17 protein-coding genes and 4 pseudogenes are annotated in these 22,104 nt (G+C 65.7%); 12 read left to right on the forward strand and 9 right to left on the reverse strand.

What is annotated here, in order from left to right:
- Nucleotides 1-314: 314 nt before the first annotated feature.
- Nucleotides 315-1,517, forward strand: coding sequence for an IS110 family RNA-guided transposase (locus tag H9Y04_RS44285; RefSeq protein WP_438818223.1), 1,203 nt, complete (start codon nucleotides 315-317; stop codon nucleotides 1,515-1,517).
- Nucleotides 1,518-1,559: 42 nt separating this feature from the next.
- The gene (locus H9Y04_RS44290) at nucleotides 1,560-1,853 is read left to right on the forward strand and encodes a DUF8847 domain-containing protein (protein ID WP_187819942.1); all 294 of its coding nucleotides are present in this window, start codon (nucleotides 1,560-1,562) and stop codon (nucleotides 1,851-1,853) included.
- 158 nt (nucleotides 1,854-2,011) lie between these two features.
- Here the strand turns inward: H9Y04_RS44290 and H9Y04_RS44295 are convergent, their stop codons facing one another.
- Both H9Y04_RS44295 and H9Y04_RS44300 read right to left on the reverse strand, forming a co-directional pair.
- On the reverse strand, nucleotides 2,012-2,506 hold the full coding sequence (locus H9Y04_RS44295; protein ID WP_187819943.1) for a hypothetical protein: 495 nt from the start codon (nucleotides 2,504-2,506) through the stop codon (nucleotides 2,012-2,014).
- A 203-nt stretch (nucleotides 2,507-2,709) separates the two neighbouring features.
- Nucleotides 2,710-3,369, reverse strand: coding sequence for a response regulator (locus tag H9Y04_RS44300; RefSeq protein WP_214662253.1), 660 nt, complete (start codon nucleotides 3,367-3,369; stop codon nucleotides 2,710-2,712).
- Between the two features lie 832 nt (nucleotides 3,370-4,201).
- Between H9Y04_RS44300 and H9Y04_RS44305 the strand changes: the two genes are divergently transcribed.
- The gene (locus H9Y04_RS44305) at nucleotides 4,202-4,363 is read left to right on the forward strand and encodes a GntR family transcriptional regulator (RefSeq protein ID WP_236072214.1); all 162 of its coding nucleotides are present in this window, start codon (nucleotides 4,202-4,204) and stop codon (nucleotides 4,361-4,363) included.
- Nucleotides 4,364-4,475: 112 nt separating this feature from the next.
- On the opposite strand, the pseudogene H9Y04_RS47310 reads toward H9Y04_RS44305, so the two are convergent.
- Nucleotides 4,476-4,677, reverse strand: a pseudogene (locus tag H9Y04_RS47310) (IS110 family transposase); the annotation flags it as partial.
- 260 nt (nucleotides 4,678-4,937) lie between these two features.
- On the opposite strand from H9Y04_RS47310, the pseudogene H9Y04_RS44310 reads away from it, so the two are divergent.
- The 8 genes and pseudogenes from H9Y04_RS44310 to H9Y04_RS44345 all read left to right on the forward strand — a co-directional run.
- Nucleotides 4,938-5,287: pseudogene (locus tag H9Y04_RS44310) on the forward strand (transposase); the annotation flags it as partial.
- A 321-nt stretch (nucleotides 5,288-5,608) separates the two neighbouring features.
- Nucleotides 5,609-5,968 (forward strand): hypothetical protein, encoded by a 360-nt coding sequence (locus tag H9Y04_RS44315; protein WP_187819945.1) that lies wholly within the window; start codon nucleotides 5,609-5,611, stop codon nucleotides 5,966-5,968.
- Nucleotides 5,969-6,136: 168 nt separating this feature from the next.
- Nucleotides 6,137-7,273 carry an IS21 family transposase gene (gene istA, locus H9Y04_RS44320; RefSeq protein WP_438818225.1) on the forward strand — a complete coding sequence of 379 codons (1,137 nt, stop codon included), beginning with the start codon at nucleotides 6,137-6,139 and terminating at the stop codon, nucleotides 7,271-7,273.
- Entirely contained in the window at nucleotides 7,274-7,525 is a 252-nt protein-coding gene (locus H9Y04_RS48735; protein ID WP_438818224.1) for a hypothetical protein, read from the forward strand.
- Nucleotides 7,522-8,298 (forward strand): IS21-like element helper ATPase IstB, encoded by a 777-nt coding sequence (gene istB, locus H9Y04_RS44325; RefSeq protein ID WP_187819946.1) that lies wholly within the window; start codon nucleotides 7,522-7,524, stop codon nucleotides 8,296-8,298. The genes H9Y04_RS48735 and istB overlap by 4 nt, the downstream gene beginning before the upstream one ends.
- Before the next feature lie 574 nt (nucleotides 8,299-8,872).
- Nucleotides 8,873-9,478 carry a hypothetical protein gene (locus H9Y04_RS44335; protein ID WP_187819947.1) on the forward strand — a complete coding sequence of 202 codons (606 nt, stop codon included), beginning with the start codon at nucleotides 8,873-8,875 and terminating at the stop codon, nucleotides 9,476-9,478.
- A gap of 207 nt (nucleotides 9,479-9,685) precedes the next feature.
- Nucleotides 9,686-10,309 (forward strand): ATP-binding protein, encoded by a 624-nt coding sequence (locus H9Y04_RS44340; protein ID WP_308802049.1) that lies wholly within the window; start codon nucleotides 9,686-9,688, stop codon nucleotides 10,307-10,309.
- Between the two features lie 516 nt (nucleotides 10,310-10,825).
- On the forward strand, nucleotides 10,826-11,038 hold the full coding sequence (locus tag H9Y04_RS44345) for a hypothetical protein (protein ID WP_187819948.1): 213 nt from the start codon (nucleotides 10,826-10,828) through the stop codon (nucleotides 11,036-11,038).
- Between the two features lie 6 nt (nucleotides 11,039-11,044).
- Here the strand turns inward: H9Y04_RS44345 and H9Y04_RS44350 are convergent, their stop codons facing one another.
- From H9Y04_RS44350 to H9Y04_RS44360, 3 genes are all read right to left on the reverse strand, one after another.
- Entirely contained in the window at nucleotides 11,045-11,464 is a 420-nt protein-coding gene (locus H9Y04_RS44350; protein WP_187819949.1) for a hypothetical protein, read from the reverse strand.
- A 161-nt stretch (nucleotides 11,465-11,625) separates the two neighbouring features.
- Entirely contained in the window at nucleotides 11,626-12,639 is a 1,014-nt protein-coding gene (locus H9Y04_RS44355; protein ID WP_187819950.1) for an RCC1 domain-containing protein, read from the reverse strand.
- Nucleotides 12,640-12,771: 132 nt separating this feature from the next.
- Nucleotides 12,772-13,758, reverse strand: a complete 987-nt coding sequence (locus H9Y04_RS44360; protein WP_236072213.1) for an SGNH/GDSL hydrolase family protein — start codon at nucleotides 13,756-13,758, stop codon at nucleotides 12,772-12,774.
- 324 nt (nucleotides 13,759-14,082) lie between these two features.
- Here H9Y04_RS44360 and H9Y04_RS44365 point away from each other — a divergent pair.
- A pseudogene (locus H9Y04_RS44365) lies at nucleotides 14,083-14,298 on the forward strand (transposase); the annotation flags it as partial.
- Between the two features lie 554 nt (nucleotides 14,299-14,852).
- On the opposite strand, the gene H9Y04_RS44370 reads toward H9Y04_RS44365, so the two are convergent.
- The 3 genes and pseudogenes from H9Y04_RS44370 to H9Y04_RS44375 all read right to left on the reverse strand — a co-directional run.
- Nucleotides 14,853-15,344, reverse strand: coding sequence for a hypothetical protein (locus tag H9Y04_RS44370; RefSeq protein WP_187819952.1), 492 nt, complete (start codon nucleotides 15,342-15,344; stop codon nucleotides 14,853-14,855).
- Nucleotides 15,345-15,428: 84 nt separating this feature from the next.
- A complete protein-coding gene (locus tag H9Y04_RS47315; RefSeq protein ID WP_236072217.1) occupies nucleotides 15,429-15,695 on the reverse strand; it encodes a hypothetical protein in 267 nt (88 codons plus the stop codon).
- 132 nt (nucleotides 15,696-15,827) lie between these two features.
- Nucleotides 15,828-21,628 (reverse strand): annotated as a pseudogene (locus tag H9Y04_RS44375) (DNRLRE domain-containing protein); the annotation flags it as partial.
- Between the last annotated feature and the right edge of the window lie 476 nt (nucleotides 21,629-22,104).

Genomic DNA, 22,104 nt, shown 5'->3' on the forward strand with positions numbered 1-22,104 from the left:
CTACGACTCGGCCCGCCCTCGACCGCACGAACCTAGCGGCCTTGGACCTTGACCAAACACATAGGGGCACCCCCCCGGTTACCTCTTTCGTGGCTCCGCAATGGAGCCTCCGGCCTTCGGGCCCGGCATGACTTCCCCCCCTTGTTGTTCATGATCCGGGGAGTGGTGTCACCGGGCCCGGAGGCATCGACGGACCGCTGATGAGGGGCTTGAGCACCGGCTTCACCCAAGACCGGAAGAGCTCTCCGCAACGTGGATGTGGCAGCTCGGTGCCGAGGCAAGGCCGGACGAAAGCGTGATGGAGGGGCCTGCGCGTGATCGACACCGGCGACATCGACGTCTTCCTCGGCCTGGACGTCGGCAAAGGCGAACACTACGCCACCGCCGTCACACCGGCCGGAAGGAAGGCATTCGACAAGCGGCTGCCCAACACCGAGCCCAAGCTCCGCGAGCTGTTCGCCAGGCTGCAGGCCAAGCACGGCACGGTGCTGGTCGTGGTCGACCAGCCGGCTTCGATCGGCGCTCTGCCACTGGCGATCGCCCGCGACATGGGCTGCCCAGTCGCCTACCTGCCTGGCCTGACGATGCGGCGGATCGCCGACCTCTACCCGGGCGAGGCCAAAACGGACGCGAAAGACGCGTTCATCATCGCCGACGCCGCCCGCGCAATGCCGCACACGCTGCGGGCGATCGACGGCGAGGACGAGACAATCGCCGAGCTGGAGATGATCGTCGGCTTCGACGACGACCTGGCCAGCGAAGCAACCCGGGTCGCGAACCGGCTGCACGGCCTACTGACCCAGATCCATCCGTCGCTGGAACGCGTGCTGGGGCCCCGATTGCAGCACCCAGCCATCCTCACGCTGCTGGAACGGTTCGGCTCCCCGGCCCAGATGCACAAGGCGGGCCGCCAGCGGCTGGTCACGCTGCTGCGTCCGAAGGCACCGAGAATGGCCGAGCGGCTGGTCAAGGAGATCTTCGCCGCCCTGGACGAGCAGACCGTCACCATTCCCGGCACCGAGGCAGCCGCGTTGATCGTCCCAAGCCTGGCTGGCTCGCTGACGGCCGTGCTTGACCAGCGAAAACTCTTGGCCGGGCGGATTGAGGAACTGCTGGAGGCCCACCCTCTTTCGAAGGTGCTGGCGTCGATGCCGGGAGTCGGCGTCAGGACGGGAGCCCGCATCCTGATCGAGGTCGGCGACGGCAGCGCCTTCCCGACTGCCGGCCACCTCGCCACCTACGCCGGACTCGCGCCCGCGACCCGGAGCTCGGGCTCGTCGATCCGCGGCGAACAACCGTCCCGGAGAGGAAACAAGCAGCTCAAACGGGCCTTCTTCCTCTCCGCGTTCGCCGCCCTGGGCGACCCGGCATCGCGGGCCTACTACGACAAGAAGATCACCCAGGGCAAGCATCACACCCAGGCCCTGCTCTGCCTCGCCCGACGCCGGGCCGACGTTCTCTTCGCCATGCTCCGCGACGGAACCTTCTACGAACCCCAACCCATCCGAGCGACTTGAGACCTGCTTGCCCTCCGCCCAAGCCCATGGTCAGCTGCTGTCATGGGGAACGAGAATTCCGGGCACCTGGCATTCTTCCGTCGCTGGCTTGCGGGTGAAACCGTCAACAACGCCGTCGGCATCAAGATCGTCGGCGGCCCATTCAATGGGCGGACCAAAATCGTCCAGCTCGACCAGGCAGGACTCCCGCCCGCAGGCTTCCGAGGCCGTCCAGGCCGGGCACCAGGACCTTGGAACCCCGACATCAAACACACCTACCTGGCAGTCCGAGCCCCCGACACTTCTGCGGGCTGGATCTACGAGCACACCAAGGCCCACACCACCATGGAAGAGTGACGTCGACGAGGCTCCGCTGCCTCGCAGGGACTTGCTCGACCCCATAGGGGCACCCCCCAGGTTGGGGGATCATGCTTGTCGCCTGCTGAAAGTGCTGTTCCCGTGTCTGGCCGCTGTGGCCGTCGACGAGGTGTCCCGATGCGGCGGCATATTACGCTTCACCGCGCGATGCACGGCCGCCCCGACGGCGGAGTGTCCTGGGTGTCGGACGCGTACGGGGCGGGTCCACAGTCGGTACGTACGAAGACCCGCCGTTCACGGCGTCGCAGGATCGTGGCGAAGCTGCGGGCAAGACGGTTCGTGGCAGCGTTGTGCTTTCCGTGAAGCCGGTCAACTGCCGAGGAGGATGCGGCGCTTGAGGGGGTCGAATCCAGCGCGTCCGCAGTGCTGGCGCTTGAGCATTTTGATCCTGTTGACGTGTCCTTCGACAGCCCCGAAGTTCCAGGGACGGTCAGGCCGGCTGTGACCGCCGCGAGGTCTTTGCGCACACCGTTGGCGGAGACGTGCAGCTCTCTGAGTTTGCTCCGTTCGACCTCCTTGAGCCTGGCCACCAGGCGGTGGCCAGTGCCGAAGTGCCATACGTACATGGCCGTTGACAGCGCACGTCCAACGGCACCCGCTGTGCCGAAGTCGCTGACCTCGAGGTCGACCATCGCGAGCCAGCATGTGATCGTCACGACACCGACCTCCAGGCCCTATGCAGCCGTGCGACGTGGCAAGCAGCCCGACGGCCATGCGCCGAGCACAACCGGCATGCCGACAGCGAGCGACACCCCCCTTCGGCACGACCTACGAGGTGACCTGACTCTCCGTGCCTGCCCAGTCGCCGGCACAAGCAGCACCGCCCGCCTCAGAGCTACTTACCGACGTAGCCAGCCTCATAGGCGAGGATCGCGGCCTGCGTGCGGTTCTCCAGTCCAAGGCGCACCAACATCCGCGAGACGTAGGTTTTCACACTGGCAATCGCCAGGTTCAGCTCTTCAGCGATCTGCTGGTTTGTCATGCCCTTGCCTAGAAGAGCAATAATGGCGCGCTCGCTGTCAGTCAACGAAGCGATTTTCGCTTCGAGGTCACGTCGGCCGACCGCGGACTTCCCCCGGGCCCGCGCCACAAGTTTCGTCATGATCTGCGGGGCGAACGAGGTGCCTCCTGCTGCCACGCACCGGACCGCGTGTTCAAGCTCCTCAGCCCGCAGATCCTTCAAGAGAAATCCGGAAGCACCGGCCTGAAGCGCATCCATGACCATGTCATCTGTGTTGAACGTCGTCAGCACCAGCACCCGCGGTGGATCCGGTAGCCGAAGGAGATGCAGAGTGGCCTCTACGCCTCCGATCCGAGGCATGTTCAGGTCCATCAGCACCACATCCGGCCGATGCTCACGCACGAGCGGAATCGCGTCCGCGCCGTCCCCGGCCTCGGCGACCACGTCGATACCGTCGGCCGCTTCCAGGACAGCTCGCAATCCTGAGCGGACGAGCGCCTGATCATCTACAAGCATTACCCGCACTGGCACCATGCCATACCTCCGTCCGCCTCGGGGGCACTGTGCTCGTCGAGGCAGTTCATGCCTCCCCGGCACGGCCGTCGTGAGAGCGAGGGGCCAGCCGGATTCAACCGGACGCAGCAAGTGAGACTGAGGGCTGCGTCATGCTGATCCACGGACACGCACCCCGGCACCTTCATATGGGTTCTGGTTAGCTGGCGGCGTGGCAGCATGGCCGTTACGCAGACACGCGGCGCGATGCGGTGAAGGTCACCTGTGCAGCGTCACCCTTTTCTTCTGAGATGTTGACTTTTGAGCCATGGTTTCTGCTGCCGCGTGGCGGAGGCTGGAGCTTCATGCCGTCTACTTGCTGAAGAGACCATTCCGTGTTCAGTCCCTCGCCTATCCCCCTACGCCGCCTGCTGGTGTCCAAAGCCAACTTTGCGGCACTGACTCTCCTACGCGGCTTGGGCGCGATCGTCACCCACCGAGTCGACGCAGAGCCATCGATCGCGATGGCCCCCAGCATCTCGCTTGACCGTTCGGCCGCCGCATGAAGACGCGCTCGGAATACATCGCGTCACACCGGTCAAGTGCCGCTCGCTATCAGGTGGTGGTGAAGGATCTACACGACCAACTGGCGAACATGCCCGCTACCCCGGAGGTGCCACCCGCAGCCGTGATCGCTAGGAGCTACGGGATCCCGATGCCGACGGCCCAGTTCGTACGTCGAGCTGTAAACACCCGGATGCGCCCCGCCTCTCTGAGTGGGCTGATTCCTCCCGACGGACGGGCTAATAGTTCATGGCGTCGGGTGGCATGGGTCATGGCGTCACGCATCGAGTGCGGCGAGTTTCGAGGACCGATGCCGGCGCACGCCGAGCTGGCAGCCGAGTTCGGCATCTGCACCAAGACGCTGCGGCGCGCCTTGGAAGTCCTGAGGAGCGAAGGCTTGGTCACCGTCGAAGGTGGCAGGTGGACCTTCGCTTGTCCGCTAGCCACGATTCCACACGAACTCAGTAAATGACGTAACTCGACGCCGCGCGGGTCCCTATGCCGTCGGCCAAGCCGGTCGGATGTGGGTTCGGGCCTGGTCAGGACAGGGAGGCAGGCTACTCCGCAGCCCATAGCGCGGGCGGCGGCAGGGCGCCGATGGCGACGGGCTGGTCAACGACCACGAGCGGGGTTCCGTGCTTGGTCTGCAGCTCACTGAAGTCGTTGCGGAGTCTTGACTCGCTGTTGGGTCGCCGCTTGTCGAAGGCCTTATTGCGGAGTGACTGCGGTGGCGTGGTGTTCGCCCTTACCGACGTCCAAGCCGAGGAGGACCTCGATAGGGCCGATGTCGATTACATCGGGGTTCCTTCGGTGCTGTTCAGCCGGCCGTCCCACGGCACTGATCACCACATCCACGCCACGAAGGAGCCTCCCAACCTGAGGAAAGACTGAAGGCCATGCCCCTGACAGAGGTGTGTCCAATAGGCGGCGGATCCGATGATCATGGGGACGCCGGAATGAGCGGGACCATCACCGAGCGCGACGCTGTGCAGGAGCCGGTAGTCGTGTCGGCCGCGGAGGCGGTGTCGGACGAGCAGTTGGTCGCGATGCTGGTCGACTGTGCCCGCTCCGAGGGGCTGCAGCTGACCGGCGAGGGCGGGCTGCTCCAGCAGCTGACCAAGCGCTTCCTGGAGTCCGCACTCGCGGACGAGATCACTGATCACGTCGGCTATGACAAGCACGATGTGACAGGCAGGAACAGCGGCAACAGCCGTAACGGCACCGGTCGACGACGGTGGTCACCGACGCCGGTCCGGTGGAGGTGAAGCTTCCCCGCGATGTGGCCGGCACGGTCGAGCCGCAGATTGTGAAACAGCGGCAGCGGCGTCTGACTGGCGGGGACGAGATGGTGCAGTCGCTGTCCGCGAAGGGGCTCACGCACGGGGAGATATCGGCTGTCGGCCGTGCGACCAGGCAGTACGTCGATCCGCTCGTGGGTCTGGGCGTCGATGATCACAGAGGCGTAGCGGTGTCGCCAGCGCAGCGCGAAATCGGTGGTCAAGGAGCTAGCAGGCCCGGCCGGATCACATCTGCTGGCGATACTCTCAGTTGAGTCCAGGCTGATGGCCACCGGAAATCCAGGTGGATGGCCGTCTGACCTGTGGTGTTCCTGATCGCTTCCTTATCTGAAGGAGACCCCTCCGTCCGGTTTGCTGGTGTTTGCGAGCATCAGCAAACCGGCCGGAGAGGTCCTGTGACGAAGTCTGACAGAGAGATCATGGAAATCCTTGAGGCGTACGACCTGACCGGGACGGTCTGGTCGGCGGCGGCCTTGGCGGGACACGATCCGAAGACGGTCAAGCGGTATGTCGAGGCCCGCGCCAGCGGGCGAAATCCCTATGAGCGAGAGCCGCGGCCGAAGATGATCGACGCATTTCTGGAGAAGGTCGAGGAGTGGGTCGAGCAGTCGAAGGCGACGATCCGCGCCGACGTGGTCCACGAGAAGCTGGTGAAGATGGGCTTCCGCGGCAGCCCGCGCTCGACGCGGCGGGCGGTGAACGCGGCGAAAACGGCCTGGAAGGCGGGCAAGCGTCGCACGTATCGTCCGTGGATTCCCGAGCCGGTGTCCGCGTACTAGCTGATGTGCAGAGGCTGGTACAGGCTCATGTACACACTCGATCGGGTTGATCTTGAGCGTGTAGTACGCGTGTCGTGAGTAGGGAAGTTGGGTGCGGGACAGCCATCGCGCGAGCTGAGAGGAGGCGAAGGGTGTCCCGTCTCGATGATCCTGCACTCGGAGCGTTGGATGGATCTGCGCCGGTTCCGCGCCCTGCATGAGGCAGGGATGAGCATCTCCGCCATCGCCCGGGAGACCGGGCTGAACTGGCGGACCGTGAAGAAGTATGTGGAGGCTCCGCCGCTGATGGTGCCGCCGAAGGGACCGTCCCGCAAGGGCTGTCATCAGCTGCTGATCGAGCCGTTCAAGCCGATCATCCTGGCCTGGCTGCGGGCCGACATCACGCTGAAGGGGACGGTGATCCACGAACGGCTCGTCGACCAGTACGGATTCACCGGCAACTACCAGCGGGTGAAGCTGTATTTGCAGCAGGCCCGCCCCGAGGTGATGGCCGAGCTGGGCATCGGTCCGGACGAACTGGACGGCCTGCACCGCCGGTTCGAGGTGATCCCCGGTGCTCAGGCCCAGGTCGACTGGTGCAATGAGGGCGGGATCCTCGCGCGTGTCGGGATCAAGCAGGTGTACTCGTTCCACATGGTCCTGTCCTATTCGCGGGATCCGTTCTGCTGTTTCACCATGTCGATGGATCTGGCGACGTTCTGGGACTGCCACCGCAGGGCGTTCGCGCACTTCGGCGGGGCTCCCAAGACGATCGTCTACGACCGGACCAAGACGGTCGTGCGCTGGCACGTCGCCCCGGGCGAGGCGGTTCCGCTGCATCCGGAGGCGGTCGCGTTCGCCGGGCACTACAACTTCGACATCGATGTGCTGGCTGCCTACCGTCCGCAGGGCAAGGGTCGGGTCGAGCGGCAGGTCAATATCTTCCGCGATCACGTTCTGGCGGGCCGGTCCTTCTCGTCCGTGGTCGAGTTGGACGCCGCGTTCATGAGCTGGGTGCCGCTGCGGCGGGCTCGCACTCACCGCACGCATCGCGAGGTGATCGGCCTGCGGGATCACGCGGCCTTGCGGCCGCTGCCGGCCAGGCCCTATCTCGTCACCGATCGTCATCTGCGGCATGTCGGTAAGGACTGTCTGGTCGCCTTCGAGGCCAGTTTGTATTCGGTTCCGGCCCGGCGGGTCCGCCCGCGGCAGCTGGTCGAGGTGAGGGTCGGCGGCGACACCGTCTCCCTGCATCTGCTGGCACCGGACTTGAGCGGCTCCACGCTGCTGGCCGTCCATCCGCGGGCGCATGCCCGCGGCACCTGAGTGATCGACGAAGCCCATTGGAACGGACTGCCGGACGGCACCGGCCGCCGCACCACCACCCAGGTTCCCGATCCGGTCGCCCGCCCACGGACCTCCGGCGCGTCGGACAGCCCGCTACAGGACCTGATCAACCGGTCCTCGGCGGCTCAAGTCCCGGTCGGAAAGCGGCCGTTGTCGTTCTACGACGATATCGCCGGCACCCGCCCCAAGCCCTGTCCCCGCATCGTCCCTGACTCGAAGGACACCGCGTGAGTGAACTGGTCACCGCCCGTCTGCGTTCCACCACGACCGAGCTCGGGCTGCCGCACACCCCCACCAGCCTGGAGCATCTGATCCAGCGAGCCGACGCGAGCAAGATGGGCTACTTCGACTTCCTCGACCTGGCCTTGTCGGAAGAACTCGCGATCCGTGACGACCGCCGGTTCCATACCGGGCTGCGGCTCTCGCGGCTGCCCCACCACAAGACGCTGGACGCGTACGACTTCTCGTTCCAGCCCGAACTCGACCCACGCAAGGTCCGTGATCTGGCGACCCTGTCGTTCGTCGAGACGAAGACGAACGTCGCTCTGCTCGGACCACCGGGCGTCGGCAAGACGCACATCGCGGTCGGCCTTGCCGTCGCGGCCTGCCGAGCCGGCTTCACCATCTACTTCACCAGCCTCGACGACATGGTCCGCCAGCTCAAAGAAGCCGATGCGATCGGCCGGTTGCCCAGCGAGATGCGGCTCTATCAGCGGCCGGACGTCCTGGTGGTCGACGAGGTCGGCTACCTCCCTCTCGACCGCGACGAGGGCAACCTCGTCTTCCAGTTGATCTCGAAGAGATACGAGCGCGGCTCCGTCATCCTGACCTCGAACAAGACCTTCGGCGAGTGGGGCCAGGTCTTCGGCGACGAGGTTCTCGCCACCGCCATCCTCGACCGGCTCCTGCACCACTGCGAAGTCGTTTCGATCAACGGCAACAGCTACCGGCTGAAGAACAAGCTCTTCGCGATCGGCGGCGGCGGCGACGCAGCGACCGCCTGAATCCGCGGCTTCACCCCACGCGGCCGGGGCGAGGGCTGACGCCCTCGCCCCGGCCAAAACGTCGTACCCACCTCTGCATTTGAGCCCGTACTTCGCTCTGCACGTGAGCTAGTACCCCGACAGCCGGGCCGGTGGCTGCAGTTCGACTGGGGCGAGGGCCCGCGCATCGCCGGCCGGCGGACCTGGCTGTTCTGCGCATGGCCGTCCTGGTCGCGGTTCAGGGTCGTACTCCCGGTCTGGGACTGCACGTTGGGCACGCTGGTGGCCTGCCTGGACACCACGCTGCGGCGGATCGGCGGGGCACCGACCTACGTCTTGACCGACAACGCGAAGACGGTGACCGTCGAGCACATCGCCGGGATCCCGGTGAGGCACCCGCAGATGGTCGCCGCGGGCCGGCATTACGGCTGCCAGGTGGTCAGTTGCGTCCCTAATGATCCAGAATCGAAGGGCGGCGCGGAGGCCACGGTCCGCATCGCGAAGGCCGATCTGGTGCCCACGGACGCGAACTTGCTGCCCCGCCTACGACTCGCTCGCCGAGCTCGCGGATGCCTGCCGGACCAGGTGCGATGCGGTGAACTCGCGCCGTCACCGGGCGACTGGGCAGATACCTGCCGACCGCCTCGAAATTGAACGCACCACGTTGCATGTTCTGCCGATCGAGCCGCTCGCGCTGGGTGAGGAACGGCTGGTCGGCTCGGACCGCACCATCAGCTTCAACGCGGTGCACTATTCGACCCCGCCGGGCTATTCCGGCGCGAAAGTGTGGTGCCGGGTGGTCGGTGAGGAACCGTCCATCACCGCCCGCACCAACTCCGGTGACCTGTTGGAGATTTGGCGCCACCAACTCTCCACTCCCGGGGTCCCGCAGATCATCGACGAGCACTATCCCGACCACCCCGACGGCCGCAGCATCCACCAGCCGCGGCTGCAGCCGCGCTCGGAAGCAGAGATCGCGTTCGTCGGCATCGGCCCGGGAGCCGGCCGCTGGCTCAAGGAAGCCGGACCCGCCGGCGCCACCCGCATCCGCGCCAAGATGGCCCGCGCGGTCGAGCTGGCCACCGTCCCGGGCAACGACAAAGTCGACCAGGCCCTCGGCCTGGCCGCGACTACCGGACGCTTCGCCGACGACGACCTGCTCTCGAACGGAACCATCGGCTGGCAGGCCCTGGGCCGCTGACCAACTCCCCGCCCAGCACTTCCTTTTGACTCACATCACAGAAGAGAACGGCACCTCCATGAGTTTTCCCAACCCGCCCGCCATCCCCGAAGAGCTCGACAAGCTCATGCGTCGCATGCGGCTTCCCTACATGCGCCAGGCGGCACCGATGTCCTGGCCACCGCCCGCGCTCAACGCTGGGACCCCGCCGAGGTCCTGCGGCTGCTGATATCCGAGGAAGTCACCGGTCGTGACGCGGCAACGAGGCGGCTTCGACGGTCCTCGGCGAACTTCCCAACCGGCAAGACGCTGGGCTCCTGGCGGGCCGAGGGCTCCACCATCCCCGAGCCCACCCAGAACTCCCTGATCACCCTGGAATGGATCGGCCGCGCGGAGAACTTGGTGATCGCCGGCCCGAGCGGGACGGGGAAGAGTCACTTCACCGAAGGACTGGCCCAGGCCGCGATCGAGAAGGACATGCAAGTGTCCTGGTTCACCCTCGAGACACTGAGCGCCTCGATCGGGAAGTCGAAGGTCGACAGTTCCACCGCCCGCACCGTCGCCCGGATCTGCCGGGCCGATCTGATCGTGATTGATGACATTGGTCTACTACCGGTCGGCGAGGACGCCGCCGAGGCGTTCTACCGGATCATCGATGCCGCCTGCGAGCGTCGTTCCATCGCGGTGACCAGCAACATTCATCCCTCGGTCTTCGACACGATCATGCCGAGGACCCTCGCGGGCGCGAGCACCGATCGCCTCATGCACCACGCTCACCTTGTGACCACCACCGGGGACTCGCATCGCCTCGCCGAGGCCCTCGCCGGAAAGGGAGTGGTCCCCTTGAACTGACCCCACCCCGGGAGCACCACTGGCCACACGTCTGGGTTTCTGATTGCCACCAGCCTGGGCCTCTCACAGCCACCTACCTGCGCATCCCGATGGCCGTTGACACGCCGATTCCGCGGCAGCACGGCCACTGTCCACCTCTACTTCACCTCCCATCGCGAAGCCCTGGATCCGAGCCTTCCACCGCCCGCATCCGCCCGCAGCACATGCGAGGTCACACAGTTGATAACCACCCCTCCGGAGCGTCTGACGAGGACCAACGTGTGTTCGTCAAGCACCAGCTGGCACGCTGCCCGGAACTGCGTACGATCCACCGCCTCGTGGCCTCCTTCCGAAGTGTCCTCGTCAAGAAGAACGCCGCACTGATGGACCGCTGGATCGCGAGCGCCCGCAACAGCGGCCTCGCCCCTCTGGTCCGCTTCGCCGCCAGCCTGCTGTACGACCTCGACGCAGTGCACGCCGCCGTGACGCTCCCCCTACAACTCCGGCGTCGCGGAGGGAAGAATCACCGACCTGAAGATGATCAAACGCCAGATGGCGGGACGAGCAGGCACCCAACTCCTGCGCAAGCGCGTCATCCTGGTCGCCCACTACCGCCGCAACCAGCAGCCCTCGCCCGACGATGATCTCTGGACGATCAACGGCTACGAAAATCCCGGGGACAGTCACACATCGACTGTTCCCTTGCTCCTTCCAGGAGGAGCAAGGGAACAGTCGATGTGGCTAGTGTGAGCGGGGTCAGCCGTTGACCGTCCCGAGGATAGCGGGGCGCTCGGAGGGGTCGCCGATATCCTTGAAGGTGACGGCCTGGGCGCTGATCTGGTCAGTGGAGGGAACGGTATCGCTGGGGAAGGTCATTGAAGCGGTCCAGGTGTCGCCAGCCGTCACATGCCGAAACTCCTTCTGTCCGCTGACCCAGGTGTGATCGCTGGAGTCGCCGTGCCAGGCCGTGGCATCAACGATGACGTCGCGGGCCTGGTCGCATCGAATGCTCCAGCTGACCTCGCCCGTGGTGTGATTCGCAGTGAATTCGGTGGCGCGGCAGCCAGGATCCGCAGGGTCCATCGGCAGCGCGGGGGAAGCGACCGCGATCGTAGGCAGCGCGACACTTCCAAGAATCACGATACTGGTGACCAGCAGACCAGTTCGGGTGCGCATGAACACTCCTCAGAAAGGTGACAGGGTGGCCGGCGCAAGCGGTCACTCTCGCGCCGGCCACAGCGGACTAGAAAGGGGGTCGAAATCCGCTGGTGCCCTCCGGCCTCACTTGGCCGAAAGCCGCACCAACCCTGTGCGGATAGGGAAGTCGGGGACCGAACTCACCGGCTGACTTTTGGCGTTCGCATGATCGGGCTCGCGTTCGGGGCGTGCAGCGCGAGGGAGTAGTAGGGGCCTGTGGCGATCGCGCTCACACTTGTCTGGGCATCTTGTGGAGGTGTGGCCTGGCCGTAGAAATTGCCCGGGCCCCAGCCGATGACCGAGCCGTCCTTCTTCAGCGCGAGTGAGAAGTCCACGCCGCCAGCGACCGCCACGACATCTGATTTCGCCTCATCAGGGACGTTCAGGACCTCCTCGTCCGCGGGGCCCCAGGCGATGACACCGCCGTTCTTCAACGCCAACTTGTGCTCGTAGCCGGCGGCGATCGCACTCACCCCGGAACGAACTTCGTCGGGAACGCTTTCCAGATCGTCAGAACGCAGGTTCCACGCGATGACCTCGCCGTTACCTTTCAGCGCGAGACTGTCTTCGTTGAAGCCTCCGGCAACCTTGACGACATCGGACTTCGCCTCATTCGGTACTTGTGAGAAGGCACCCCAGGCGATGACCTCGTCGTTCTTTACAGCCAGTGAGTGATATCTGCCTGCCGCGATGGCACTGACCCCTGACCTGGCCTCTTCCGGAACAGACGTCTGTCCCTTCACATTGTCGCCCCAGGCGAGGACCGTGCCATCCTCGGTCAGCGCGAGTGAATGCACAGCGCCCGCCGCGACAGTACGCACCCTGACAAGTGCCTGGTCGGGGACCGTGGCCTGCCCCTTGGTGTTGTCACCCCAGGCGAGGACCGCCCCGTCTTTCAGCGCCAGCACATGGTCCCCGCCGGCCGCTATGTCGAACACACCGGACTTGGCCTCGTCCGGAACCTCCAACTGACCGCCCCTGTTCGAGCCCCAGCCAAACACCTGGCCCGGCTGCAGTGCCACCACCGCCTTGGATCCTGCTGCGGACGGCCCGCTGCCCAGCGCGGCGGCCGACCCTGCAAGACCCGACGCCGACGACAACACCAGCACGCACCCGGCGGCTAACCACCGTGCTCCATGCGTCAGTACCTTCACGGTAACGTCAACTCCCCTTTGGTAGTGGGACAACAAATTAATCCAGACCCAATCGACTCGAGCGCGAGATCGACCGACTGCGACAGCCTTGCCGCACTGCGTACGTCCCCGTCCACCTAGCTACGCCGACACTCAGGGCAGGATGCTCTGCAGGGCGGCAGTGACGCGCTGGCCGGTGTGGTTCTGGCCGGATGCATTGGGGTGCACGAGTGCCCAGGCGCCATCGGCAGTCTTCAACCCTTCAACCCACTTTTCGCCTGTGGGGGCGCAGACGTCATGCCCCTTACTGCCGGCATAGATGTCGACGAACTGAGCTTGCCCGTCGGCAGTAGTAGCTTCCTGGATCTTGTCGTTGAGTCGTTCCAGAACGCTGATGCGAAGCCAGTCCAAGTCGCCGGATTTGATATTGCCAAACTGGTCTTCCCGACCGCTTCCGTCCTCGTCTCGAGTGCAGTTGTTGACATCATCAGGGATGATTGACGGGTAGCCGACGGTGAAGATCTTTGCGTCCGGCGCCTTGATATGGATCTCCTTAAGCATGTCGGTGTATTCGGAGGCGAGCTGTTCCAGACGGGTGTCGATGTCTGTGACTGCGCCGCTGCCGTAGTGGTCCTTGCACGGCGTCTCACCCTCACCGCTGCCCGCAAAGAGACACGTGATGAGGATTTCGCCGAAACCAAGGGTGTTGCCGCCAACCCCCACCGTCACCACGTCTGTCTCAGTATTCACAGCATCGACCTGGACCGGCACCGGCTTGAACGGGCCGCCCGGGTCAGGCTCAGGGAAGCCCTGACCAATCGGCACCTGCTTCTCCAGGGCGATGTGCTTGATCTGCGCATTGCCACAGCTCACATCGGTCAGCGACAAATCCGGCAACGCACCAGCCACAACCTGCGGATACGCGCCCACCGTTCGCTCACACCCACTTCGCCCGTCGGGCTCAGGCAGCAGGGCTCCAGATGCCGGAATCACACCGGCTGTGTAAGAGTCCCCCAGCGCTACCCAGGTCAAGGGAACGCGGGGACTGACCGGGGCCGCGTCCGCCACACTGGTCCCGACCACCACCGCCGCACACGCCAACCCGGCCGCGGCCACCTTCTTCACAGTACAAACTGACATTGCTGAACTCCCTCTGCTCTGAATTGACTTCAGTAGATCCCACAGCCCGCCAACACACAGATCAGGCTGTCCTTGCCTAGGAATCAGGCCCCGGAACACAGCTGGGTCGCGACTGTGCACAGTGGCGAGGTTGCGTCGAACACAGCAGTCCGGTAGACCCACAGAGAATTTTCACGCCGACTCAACAGACCGATCGAGACGCCGTAAGTCGCAATCCAGAAACTAAAGTTGGCTGTCTCCCCGACCGGGCCCCACAACACAGGCACCGGAGCCACACCGCGGGAGCACCACAACAACCTCCAGTTAGAGCGGTAACGCAATGAGATGCATCAGCCCTGGTGGCCGTGCCTCATAGGCGAGTTGGGCGTTGTCCGGGCGGTGGGGACTTCACCGTGGATCGTGCCGGATGACCTGTGGGAGCGGATCGAGCCGCTGCTGCCGAAGAAGGAGCGGCGGTTCCGATACCCCGGTCGTCTTCCGGTCCCGGACCGCCAGGTGCTGTGCGGGATCCTGTACGTCCTACACGCCGACATTCAGTATTGGTAGGTCCGGCTATTGGAGCTTGCGGAGTTGAGTGACTGGCATGCAACCAACAGGAAGTCAGGGTCCTCCGTGATGCAGCGGGACAGGAACTGGACCAGGTTGGTTGCGCGCAGGGCTGGCCAGGCTGGAGTAGCCGCGTCGATCCCAGCGTTGGACGTCGCCGCACGGGCCGCCCCTGCGCCGCGACGGCTGGGATTACTTGCGCTTTTCCCTACGAGCTGCCTTGATTTCCCTGAAAGAGAAATAGGAAATACCCAAGCCGAGGCCAACCTGCGCAATCCCCCAGGCGACAGGTGTAATCCCGTCAGAGGTTGCTCCGTTCGCCCCGGATGAAACCATGAAGGGGACGAAGAACAGTAGCCAAGTGACTCGATAACGAGCCTCCGCCATGCGTGTTCCTTCATTAGGACGTGGGGTGACCGCCACCCCCTGACCTTCGCCGTGCACACGCCGACGATGAATATTGCCAGGTTCGGCAATTCAAATTTGCGGAATGGCGAGCGACGCGCCCTCAACGGCATGCGCAGCCATTTATGATGTAACGGCCGCCGCTACGGGACCAGATTGGCTCCCCGGAGGGCTGGCCAGATGGAAGCAGCCAAGGCGATCCAGAAGTCATAGGCGCGCGGGTAGTACAGCTTCTCCGCCGCCTTCGCGACGAAGCGAGGGGCGTCATAGTCCTCATCGGAGTAGATCAGCATGTTGGAGCGGAAGTAGCCGATGAGGCCGAGGGCCACGCTGATGCCGCATGACAGCAGGAACCCGAACATGACGACGTTCTGGGGGTAGCCGGTCACGCCGAAGACGTCGTCGATGAGGAAGCCACTCAGTGCAGTGGCGGCAATGCAGGCCATGAACGCACCAATCCACGCCCAGGCCGTCGCGGGCAAGCAGATATCCAACTCCTCCCGGCCTAGGTGCTCGCGGCGCGAAAGACGCGCACAAAGGTCGCGTTCCTCGGCACGCTCTTCAGGGGTGGGGTTATGCCCGATGAGACGTCCGAGCACGAGGATCTTTCCGGCGAGGTACCAACCAGGGTCCACGTCTGCTCTTCTCCGAAGGTCGTGTGTGTGGGGGGTGGGGAGCAGTCAGGGCTGCTCCCCACCCCCACACAGAATCCGATGCTGTTACCGGCGGCGGCGGTTGTTCCACAGGCTCTGGCCTGTGGCGTAGTACGCGCCGAAAGTGGTGTAGCGCGCGTCGTAACGACCCCAGCGAGTTGCTTGGCCTGCCGCGTAGCGGTAGCTGCTTCCGGCTCGCGCGACTCTGCGCTTGGTGGAACTCGTCTTTCTCACGCGCGCACGCTTGGCGGCCCCGTAAGCCTGCTTTGCCCGCTTGGCCTTGAACGCCATACGCATCGATCTGCCCGCCAGCCCGATGCCGGGGAGGGTCATCGCGACTCCAGCCCAGTCTCCGCTCCTGCCCGATCGCCAAGCGCTGTAGGCGTTGAGTCCGAGGGCGACGGCGCCGAGACCAGGGACGAACATCGAGGCGACGGACGCGACAGTGGCGATGTTGCGTTTGACGAACCTTCCGGCGCGCCTCGCCCACTTGGGCAGGCCCCATTTGCCGTCGAGGTCGAACATGTTGACCGGGTCGGCGTTGACGTAGTCGTAGGCGTTGGCGTTGGCGTTGCCGCCGTAGACAGGGTCGGTGGACAGGAAGCGTCCGGTGGCGGGGTTGTAGAGGCGCACTCCCATGAGGGTGAGGCCGGTGAGGGTCTCCGCGGAGCGCTGTTTGCCGCCGAGCCAGTTGTAGCGGGTGGCTTCCTGGCCTGTGCGTGTCTGGCCGTATTCGTCGCTGTCCAGCGCGACGGGGCGGTGGAGCTGTCCAGCGGGAGTTGGAGTGCGACGTCGCCGTGGATGTTGGTGAACTGCAGGACGGTGTTGCCGGTCTTGCTGGTGGTCGCGGCGAGGTCTCCGGAGGCGGAGTCGACGTTGCGGGTCAGCGCGCCGGAGGTGGTGTCCTCGACGATCCAGCGTGGGTTGTCGCTGTCGGTGTCGTAGTGGTTGAGCTTGGACTGCTGCCGGGTCCAGGTGCTGCCGCTGCCGGTCTCGACGGTGAAGGAGCGGAAGCGGTGTGCGGCATCGAGCTGCCAGGTCTGCCGCTTTCCGTCGGCAATCTGCTGGTAGGCGAGGTCGTTGGTGTAGTAGCCGATGGTGCCGTGGTCCGGGACGGAGGTGGTGCGGCCGAACGCGTCGTAGGTCGACGTGTGCGTGGTGGCGTCGGCGGTGGTGCAGTCGGCGCCCTGGTCGGCGGATGCGGTGGTGAGCGAGGTGCGGTTGGTGGATTTGTCGAAGCCGTAGCTGCGTGTGGTGCACACCGCGTCCACGGTGTCCTCGACCCGGGTCATCCGGCCGGTCTTGTCGTAGCGGTAGTTCTGCGCGGACCAGCCGGCGTGGCTGGTGACCTGGCCGTGGATCGATTCGCTGACCGTGTCGGTGAGGATCTGGAGTTTGTCGCTGTCGCGGGTGTAGGTCCGCGAGGACGGGGATCCGGTGGGGTCCTCTTGTTGGGTGAGGGTGTAGCCGCCGGGCAGCTGTTCGCTGGTCACGCTGCCGTCGGCGTCGTAGCGGGCGGTGAAGGTGCCGGCTACGGAGTCGGTGGTGGAGGTGGCCAGCCCGCGCGGCTCAATGGTGGTGTCGTAGGTGTAGGTGACGGTGGACGGGACACTGTCGGTGACCTTGGTGGGCCGGTCGAGCAGGTCGTACTGGGTGGTCGTGGTAGCGCCGTCGGCGTCGGTGTAGGAGATCTGCCGGCCGAGCTTGTCGTACGCCTTGGTGATGGTGCCGCCGGTGGGCGAGGTGGTCTTGATCTCCTTGCCGGTGGCCGCGTCGTACGCAGTGGTGGACTCGGGTACGGCCTGGCCGGTGCCGCCGGTGACCTTGCTGGTCACCGGGCGCCCCGCCGCGTCGAAGGTGGTTGTGGTGGTGCGGGTGGTGCCGTTGGCGGTTTCGGTGACCTTCGCGGGCTGGCCCCACCAGTTGTATTCGGTGGTGGTCGTCGGCATCTGCGTGGGGTTGGAGCCGCCGCCGGTGATGGCGCCGGCCGGTCCCACCGAGCAGAGCTGGTCGGCCCATTCGGGCCGGCCGGCACAGGCCCCTGTGCCGGTGGCGGACCAGTAGGTGGTGACCCGGGCCGCGGCGTCACTGCCCGAGGAGCCTGACGGGATCTCCTTGGTCTTGCGGCCCTGCGCGTCGTACTCGGTCTTGGTCGTCAGGGCCAGGCCGCCGGGGGCCTGGATCGACTGGGTGGGAAGACCCTTGGTCCAGTCGTTCACGGTCTGGGTGACCCTCGGGTCGGCCATCGTGTCGGGATGCGTGCGGACCTGCGCACCGGTCGTGGCCTTGGTGACCTGGTCCCGGATCTTGGGGGTGCCGTCGGTGGGACGGCCCGCGTCGTACTCGTTGACCGTCCAGCCGCGCGCGGCGACCGGGGTACCGGCCGGGATGTCGGTGCTCGAGCCGGACTTGAGGTGAGCGGTGAGGTCGATGCGGTGCAGCGGGCCGAGTTCCTCCAGTTCGCGGGTGCCGGCCTCGTTGTAGATGGAGCGGGTGGCCAGCAGTTCGGCGCGCTCGGCGCTGTCGAGACCGGCGATGCCGAGCTCAGCCAGTTGTGCCGTGTCGGCGTCACTGGCGCCGAGGGCGAGGGCGCGGTTGGCGGCGGTCAGTTCGCGGACCGCGTTGCCGTTCTCGTCGTAGTCGGTGGCGGACAGGTGGCCGCCCGGCTCTGCGGTGTTGACCTCGCGCCCCGATACGTCCAGATAGTGCACGGTGGCGCGCTTGAAGGCAGCCTTGTCGAGGCCGCCTCCCGAGTGGGAGGACGGTACGGCGTCGGCGGGCAGCACGGCGGTGGCGTCGGTGGGCGCGTACTGCTGCCCCCACTTGGCGATGTCGTTGAGGCCCATCTGGTGCGGGGCCTTGTCGCCGGCCAATGCCACGTCGTAGACGACGCTGGTGGACGCGGTGCCGTCGGTCTCGTCGGTGCTGCCGGGCTTGAGCTTGGGCCGGGATGCCTTGAGCAGCATGCCCTCGCCAGCCGTGTCACCATGGCCTGCCTTGCCGTAGGTGAAGGTCCAGGGCAGCTCGCCCGGCGGGGTCTGGCCCGTGACCCGGCCCGCATCGTCGTAGCTGTAGGCGGTCTTCAGCGCCGGGGTGATGAGCGGGTTGAAGGCTTCGCGCAGGCGGCCCTTGTCGTCGTAGCGGTAGGTCTGGATCGTCTTTGCGCTCGCCGCGGCGGCGCCCGGTTCAGTGGACCAGAGTTTGATGTCCTTGACCTGGTCCTTGAAGTCGCCCAAGGTGCTGCCGGTGGCCGTGGTGGCGGTGGCGTAGACGTACTCCAGGGCGCGGCAGCCCTTGGTGGACGGTGTCGAGGTGCAGGCCGATGCCGAGGCGGCAGAGGTGGGAGCGATGACCCGCTTGGGGCGTGCCAGCTTCTTGCCGTCCACCGTGACCGTCTCGGAGACCACCGTGGTGGCCGTGTTCGCGAGGCCGTCCAGCAGCGTGGACGACACCTGCCAGGTCGGCGAGGCAGTGTCGGGCTTGGTGAAGGTGGTGACCGTGCCTTCCGGGTCCGACAGCGTGAACGATCCGGTCACGCTGCCCTTGAGGACGAGATCCTCGGCGCCCGGCTCGGAAATCCAGCCGGTCTTCGCCTTGTTGGCGGTGAAGTGGATCGGGTCGCCTTCGGAGTCGACGACGTCGACCGCGGTGTCTGAGATGCGGCGCAGGTAGTCGTAGTCGGAGTCGGTGATCTCAGCGGTGGTGCCGGCGCTCCATTCCTTGCCGAAGATCGGCGCCTGGCCCTCCTGCTTCGCCCCCGCATCCGGGCGGCGGGAAGAGGCGGAGCGGTTGACGGACAGGTCGAATGCCGACACATCGCTCTCAGACAGGCTGTAGTCGCCAGTCAGCAGATTCACGCTGCCAGGGCCGACGTCCGCGGTGTTGGCGCCGGTGGCGTTGCGGTCGACGACCACGGTGCGCGGCGCGGTCGAACCGGTCGCGCCGTTAGGGCCGGTGAAGTCGGCCTTGATCTGGATGGTGCCGTCCGGGTTGACGGTCTTGGCCGCATCCCAGGACAGCTTCTTGTTCTTGCCCCCCGACATCGCCACCGGCCAGGTGATACCGGTGCGTTCGATACCGGTGACGTCGCCGGCGGGTATTTGCTGCCAGGCGTCTGCCTCGGAGCGGCGCCAGGAGAAGGACACCTTGTCGAACTTGGTGGCGTCGGCCTCGGCAATCAGCGGCAGACGTCGTGCGGTGCGCTCCCCCTCGACGGGCAACAGGAAGCCGCCGGGCCCGGCGTGGAAGGTGTACTCGGTGGCCTCGGAGCGGTTGTCCGCCTTATCGACCGCGCGGACCTGCAGCGTGTGGGTGCCGTCGGTCGTGGGGGTGACCGAGATGTTCTTCGGCGCACTACTGGTGTGGCCGACCTTGGTCCAGGTGGTGCCGTCCAGCGACCATTCCAGCCAGTTGATGTCGGACGAGGCGGGGGTGACGGTGAAGCTGCCGGGCTTGCCTGCGCCACCGGTCCAGCCGTCCGCGGGGTAGTCCGTCGACGTGATCGTGGTGGGGGCGGAGGGGGCTCGGGTGTCGATGGTGAATGTCTTCCACGCCGACCACGCAGTGTTGTAGTGGGTGCCGTCGTAGGAGTTGGTGCGGAACTTGTAGCTCCTGCCCTCGGAAAGCACCCCGGCCGGCACGGTCACCGAGGCCGGCGATCCAGAAGCCACATACGGGGAGACCAGCAGGCCACCGACTTGCTGGTTGGTCGCCGCGTCGTAGATCTGGAAGGTTGCGTTGACTCGGTCACCGTTCGGGTCGGTGATGGTGTCGCGCAGTACCGGGCGTACCGTGTTGACCACATAGGCGCCGGAGTAGGAGAAGTACGGCGGCCCGGCCCCCTGCTTGGTGCCTACTCCGGGCCGGAAGTTGTAGGTCACGGTCAGCTTCGGCGGATTCTTGGCCGCGTTGGCGGAGTTGAGCCGCTTCCACTGCGCCACCAAGCTCTCCGAGGAGGCCCGCAGGCCCATGCCGGAGGTGGAGTTCTTCGCCGAGGCCCACTCCTGCACCAGGGTCTTGACGTCCGCGGTGATCCAGCCATCGGGCTGCGTGGAGCAGCCCGGGTTGCCCCTCGTGGCCGTGGAGGTGGCCTTCTTCGCCGTCCACGCCGGCTGGGATGTCCACCGCGAGGCCGTGGACGCCTTGCCGGTCGCCCACACCTCCCACGGGTACGCCTTGCAGTCGGTGTTGGCGGAGTGGAAGTTCCACAGTGACAGCGTCGCCGACGAGACCAGCGAGTCGGCGATCGGAGCGGTGTTCCACGTGATGAAGGAACGCGCCGTACGCGGAGTGCCGTTGGCGTTCTTGGTGCCCGGGTTACCGAGGTCGAGTTCGGTGTCGGTGGACCAGTCCCGGGTCTCGCCCTGCTGAACATAGGTGTCGAAGACATTGCTGAGGTTGCCGGTCGACGGATCCACGGTGACCGGGAACTTGGTGGCCGGGTCGGCCAGGAACTTCGCATCCGGGGTCAGCACCAGGTCGACGCCGTCACTGGTCTTGTGGACCTTCATTGCGACCGGCGCGCGGTGCGTGTGTTCCCCGGAGACCTCGTCGGTGGTGGCATCCCACATCACCGGCGCCGGCATGACCGCCTGCTTGTTCTTCTTTTCATCGAGGAACAGCAGACTCCCGTCGGCCTGCTCCTTGATGTCCAGGCCCTTGGTCTTCAGTGGCAGGGTGTAGGTGTATTCGTCGGTCGTCGGCTTCTGCTTGATCTCGACGAACTGCTCGAAGCCGGTCCGGGTCGCTTCCACGATCACATCCGCGCCCGGCACCGCGTTCGTGTAGACGGCGCGGGTGCCGTTCAGTGTCGGAGCCGGCAGGCCGCCCTTCCACTGCAAGGTGATCTGCTCGTCGCCCTCGCCAAGGGTGACGAGATCGCGGGCCGGTGAATCCTCAGCGACCGCCAAAGAACGCGCTCTTGTCCCGCCGCCGCCGGACAGTTCCAGCCCGTTCGGATGGGCGACGGGCTCGACGGTGCCGTCCGTCGCCTTGTGCAGGCTCACATCGATGTCGGTCCAGGATCCGTCGCGTTCAAAGCGAACGGGTCCAGCGGACAGGTCGGAGGTGAGGCTGCCGTCCGGGTTCGCCCAGGTCGTCGAGGTTTCCGTGCGCTCTGAGAGCGCCTCGACCTTCTTGCCCGACAATTTCGCCGCCACCCGCGCGGAGGTGATGTCCGCGGCCTCGGTGACGGGCGCCTTCGTGTCCGCGGGCGCGGCGGGCTGCGCGGCGAACGCCGAGCCGCTCTCCACCATGGTCACCGCCATCAGCAGCGCAAGGCCACCGGAGAGGTACTTCAGGCTCCGCCCCGACCACGGTCTCCCGCGCTCGGCCTCCAGCTCCTGACGATCCGGCATGAAGCCTCTCCGTCTCATCCCTTGAACGACCGCGCTGCCTGCAGCAGCGCTCACGTATAGGGCTTCGGTTGCCGCGCGGCATCCCGCGGCAACCGAAGCCCAGTCGCAAATCATCACGAGAAGTTCAAAGAGAGCGGAAGGGGTGTTATCTGATCTACATAAAGATTAGGACCAAAGACCTAAAGCAATGTCAAACTCTTCCAACTGCGTCATGCGGCACCTCTATTGACTTCTGCTGCGGACAGCGAAGGAGGGTGCGGTGGACCACCAGAGTTTCCGCGAGGGCGGCGTACCCGACAGCCCTCACCATGGGCACCGCCCCAAGGCGTCGCCCTGGCAGGGCATTCGACACAACAGGCTCAGGGCGTCGGCATCTCTTGGCGGCG

Source organism: Streptomyces polyasparticus (genome assembly GCF_014493765.1).
GTDB lineage: Bacteria > Actinomycetota > Actinomycetes > Streptomycetales > Streptomycetaceae > Streptomyces > Streptomyces polyasparticus.

Coding starts and splice junctions, on each gene's coding strand:
- H9Y04_RS44290 (WP_187819942.1), top strand. CDS start 1,560: ATGGGGAACGAGAATTCCGGGCACCTGGCATTCTTCCGTCGCTGGCTT.
- H9Y04_RS44295 (WP_187819943.1), bottom strand. CDS start 2,506: ATGGTCGACCTCGAGGTCAGCGACTTCGGCACAGCGGGTGCCGTTGGA.
- H9Y04_RS44300 (WP_214662253.1), bottom strand. CDS start 3,369: ATGGTGCCAGTGCGGGTAATGCTTGTAGATGATCAGGCGCTCGTCCGC.
- H9Y04_RS44305 (WP_236072214.1), top strand. CDS start 4,202: ATGCCGGCGCACGCCGAGCTGGCAGCCGAGTTCGGCATCTGCACCAAG.
- H9Y04_RS44315 (WP_187819945.1), top strand. CDS start 5,609: ATGGAAATCCTTGAGGCGTACGACCTGACCGGGACGGTCTGGTCGGCG.
- istA (WP_438818225.1), top strand. CDS start 6,137: ATGGATCTGCGCCGGTTCCGCGCCCTGCATGAGGCAGGGATGAGCATC.
- H9Y04_RS44345 (WP_187819948.1), top strand. CDS start 10,826: ATGATCAAACGCCAGATGGCGGGACGAGCAGGCACCCAACTCCTGCGC.
- H9Y04_RS44350 (WP_187819949.1), bottom strand. CDS start 11,464: ATGCGCACCCGAACTGGTCTGCTGGTCACCAGTATCGTGATTCTTGGA.
- H9Y04_RS44360 (WP_236072213.1), bottom strand. CDS start 13,758: ATGTCAGTTTGTACTGTGAAGAAGGTGGCCGCGGCCGGGTTGGCGTGT.
- H9Y04_RS47315 (WP_236072217.1), bottom strand. CDS start 15,695: ATGACCCTCCCCGGCATCGGGCTGGCGGGCAGATCGATGCGTATGGCG.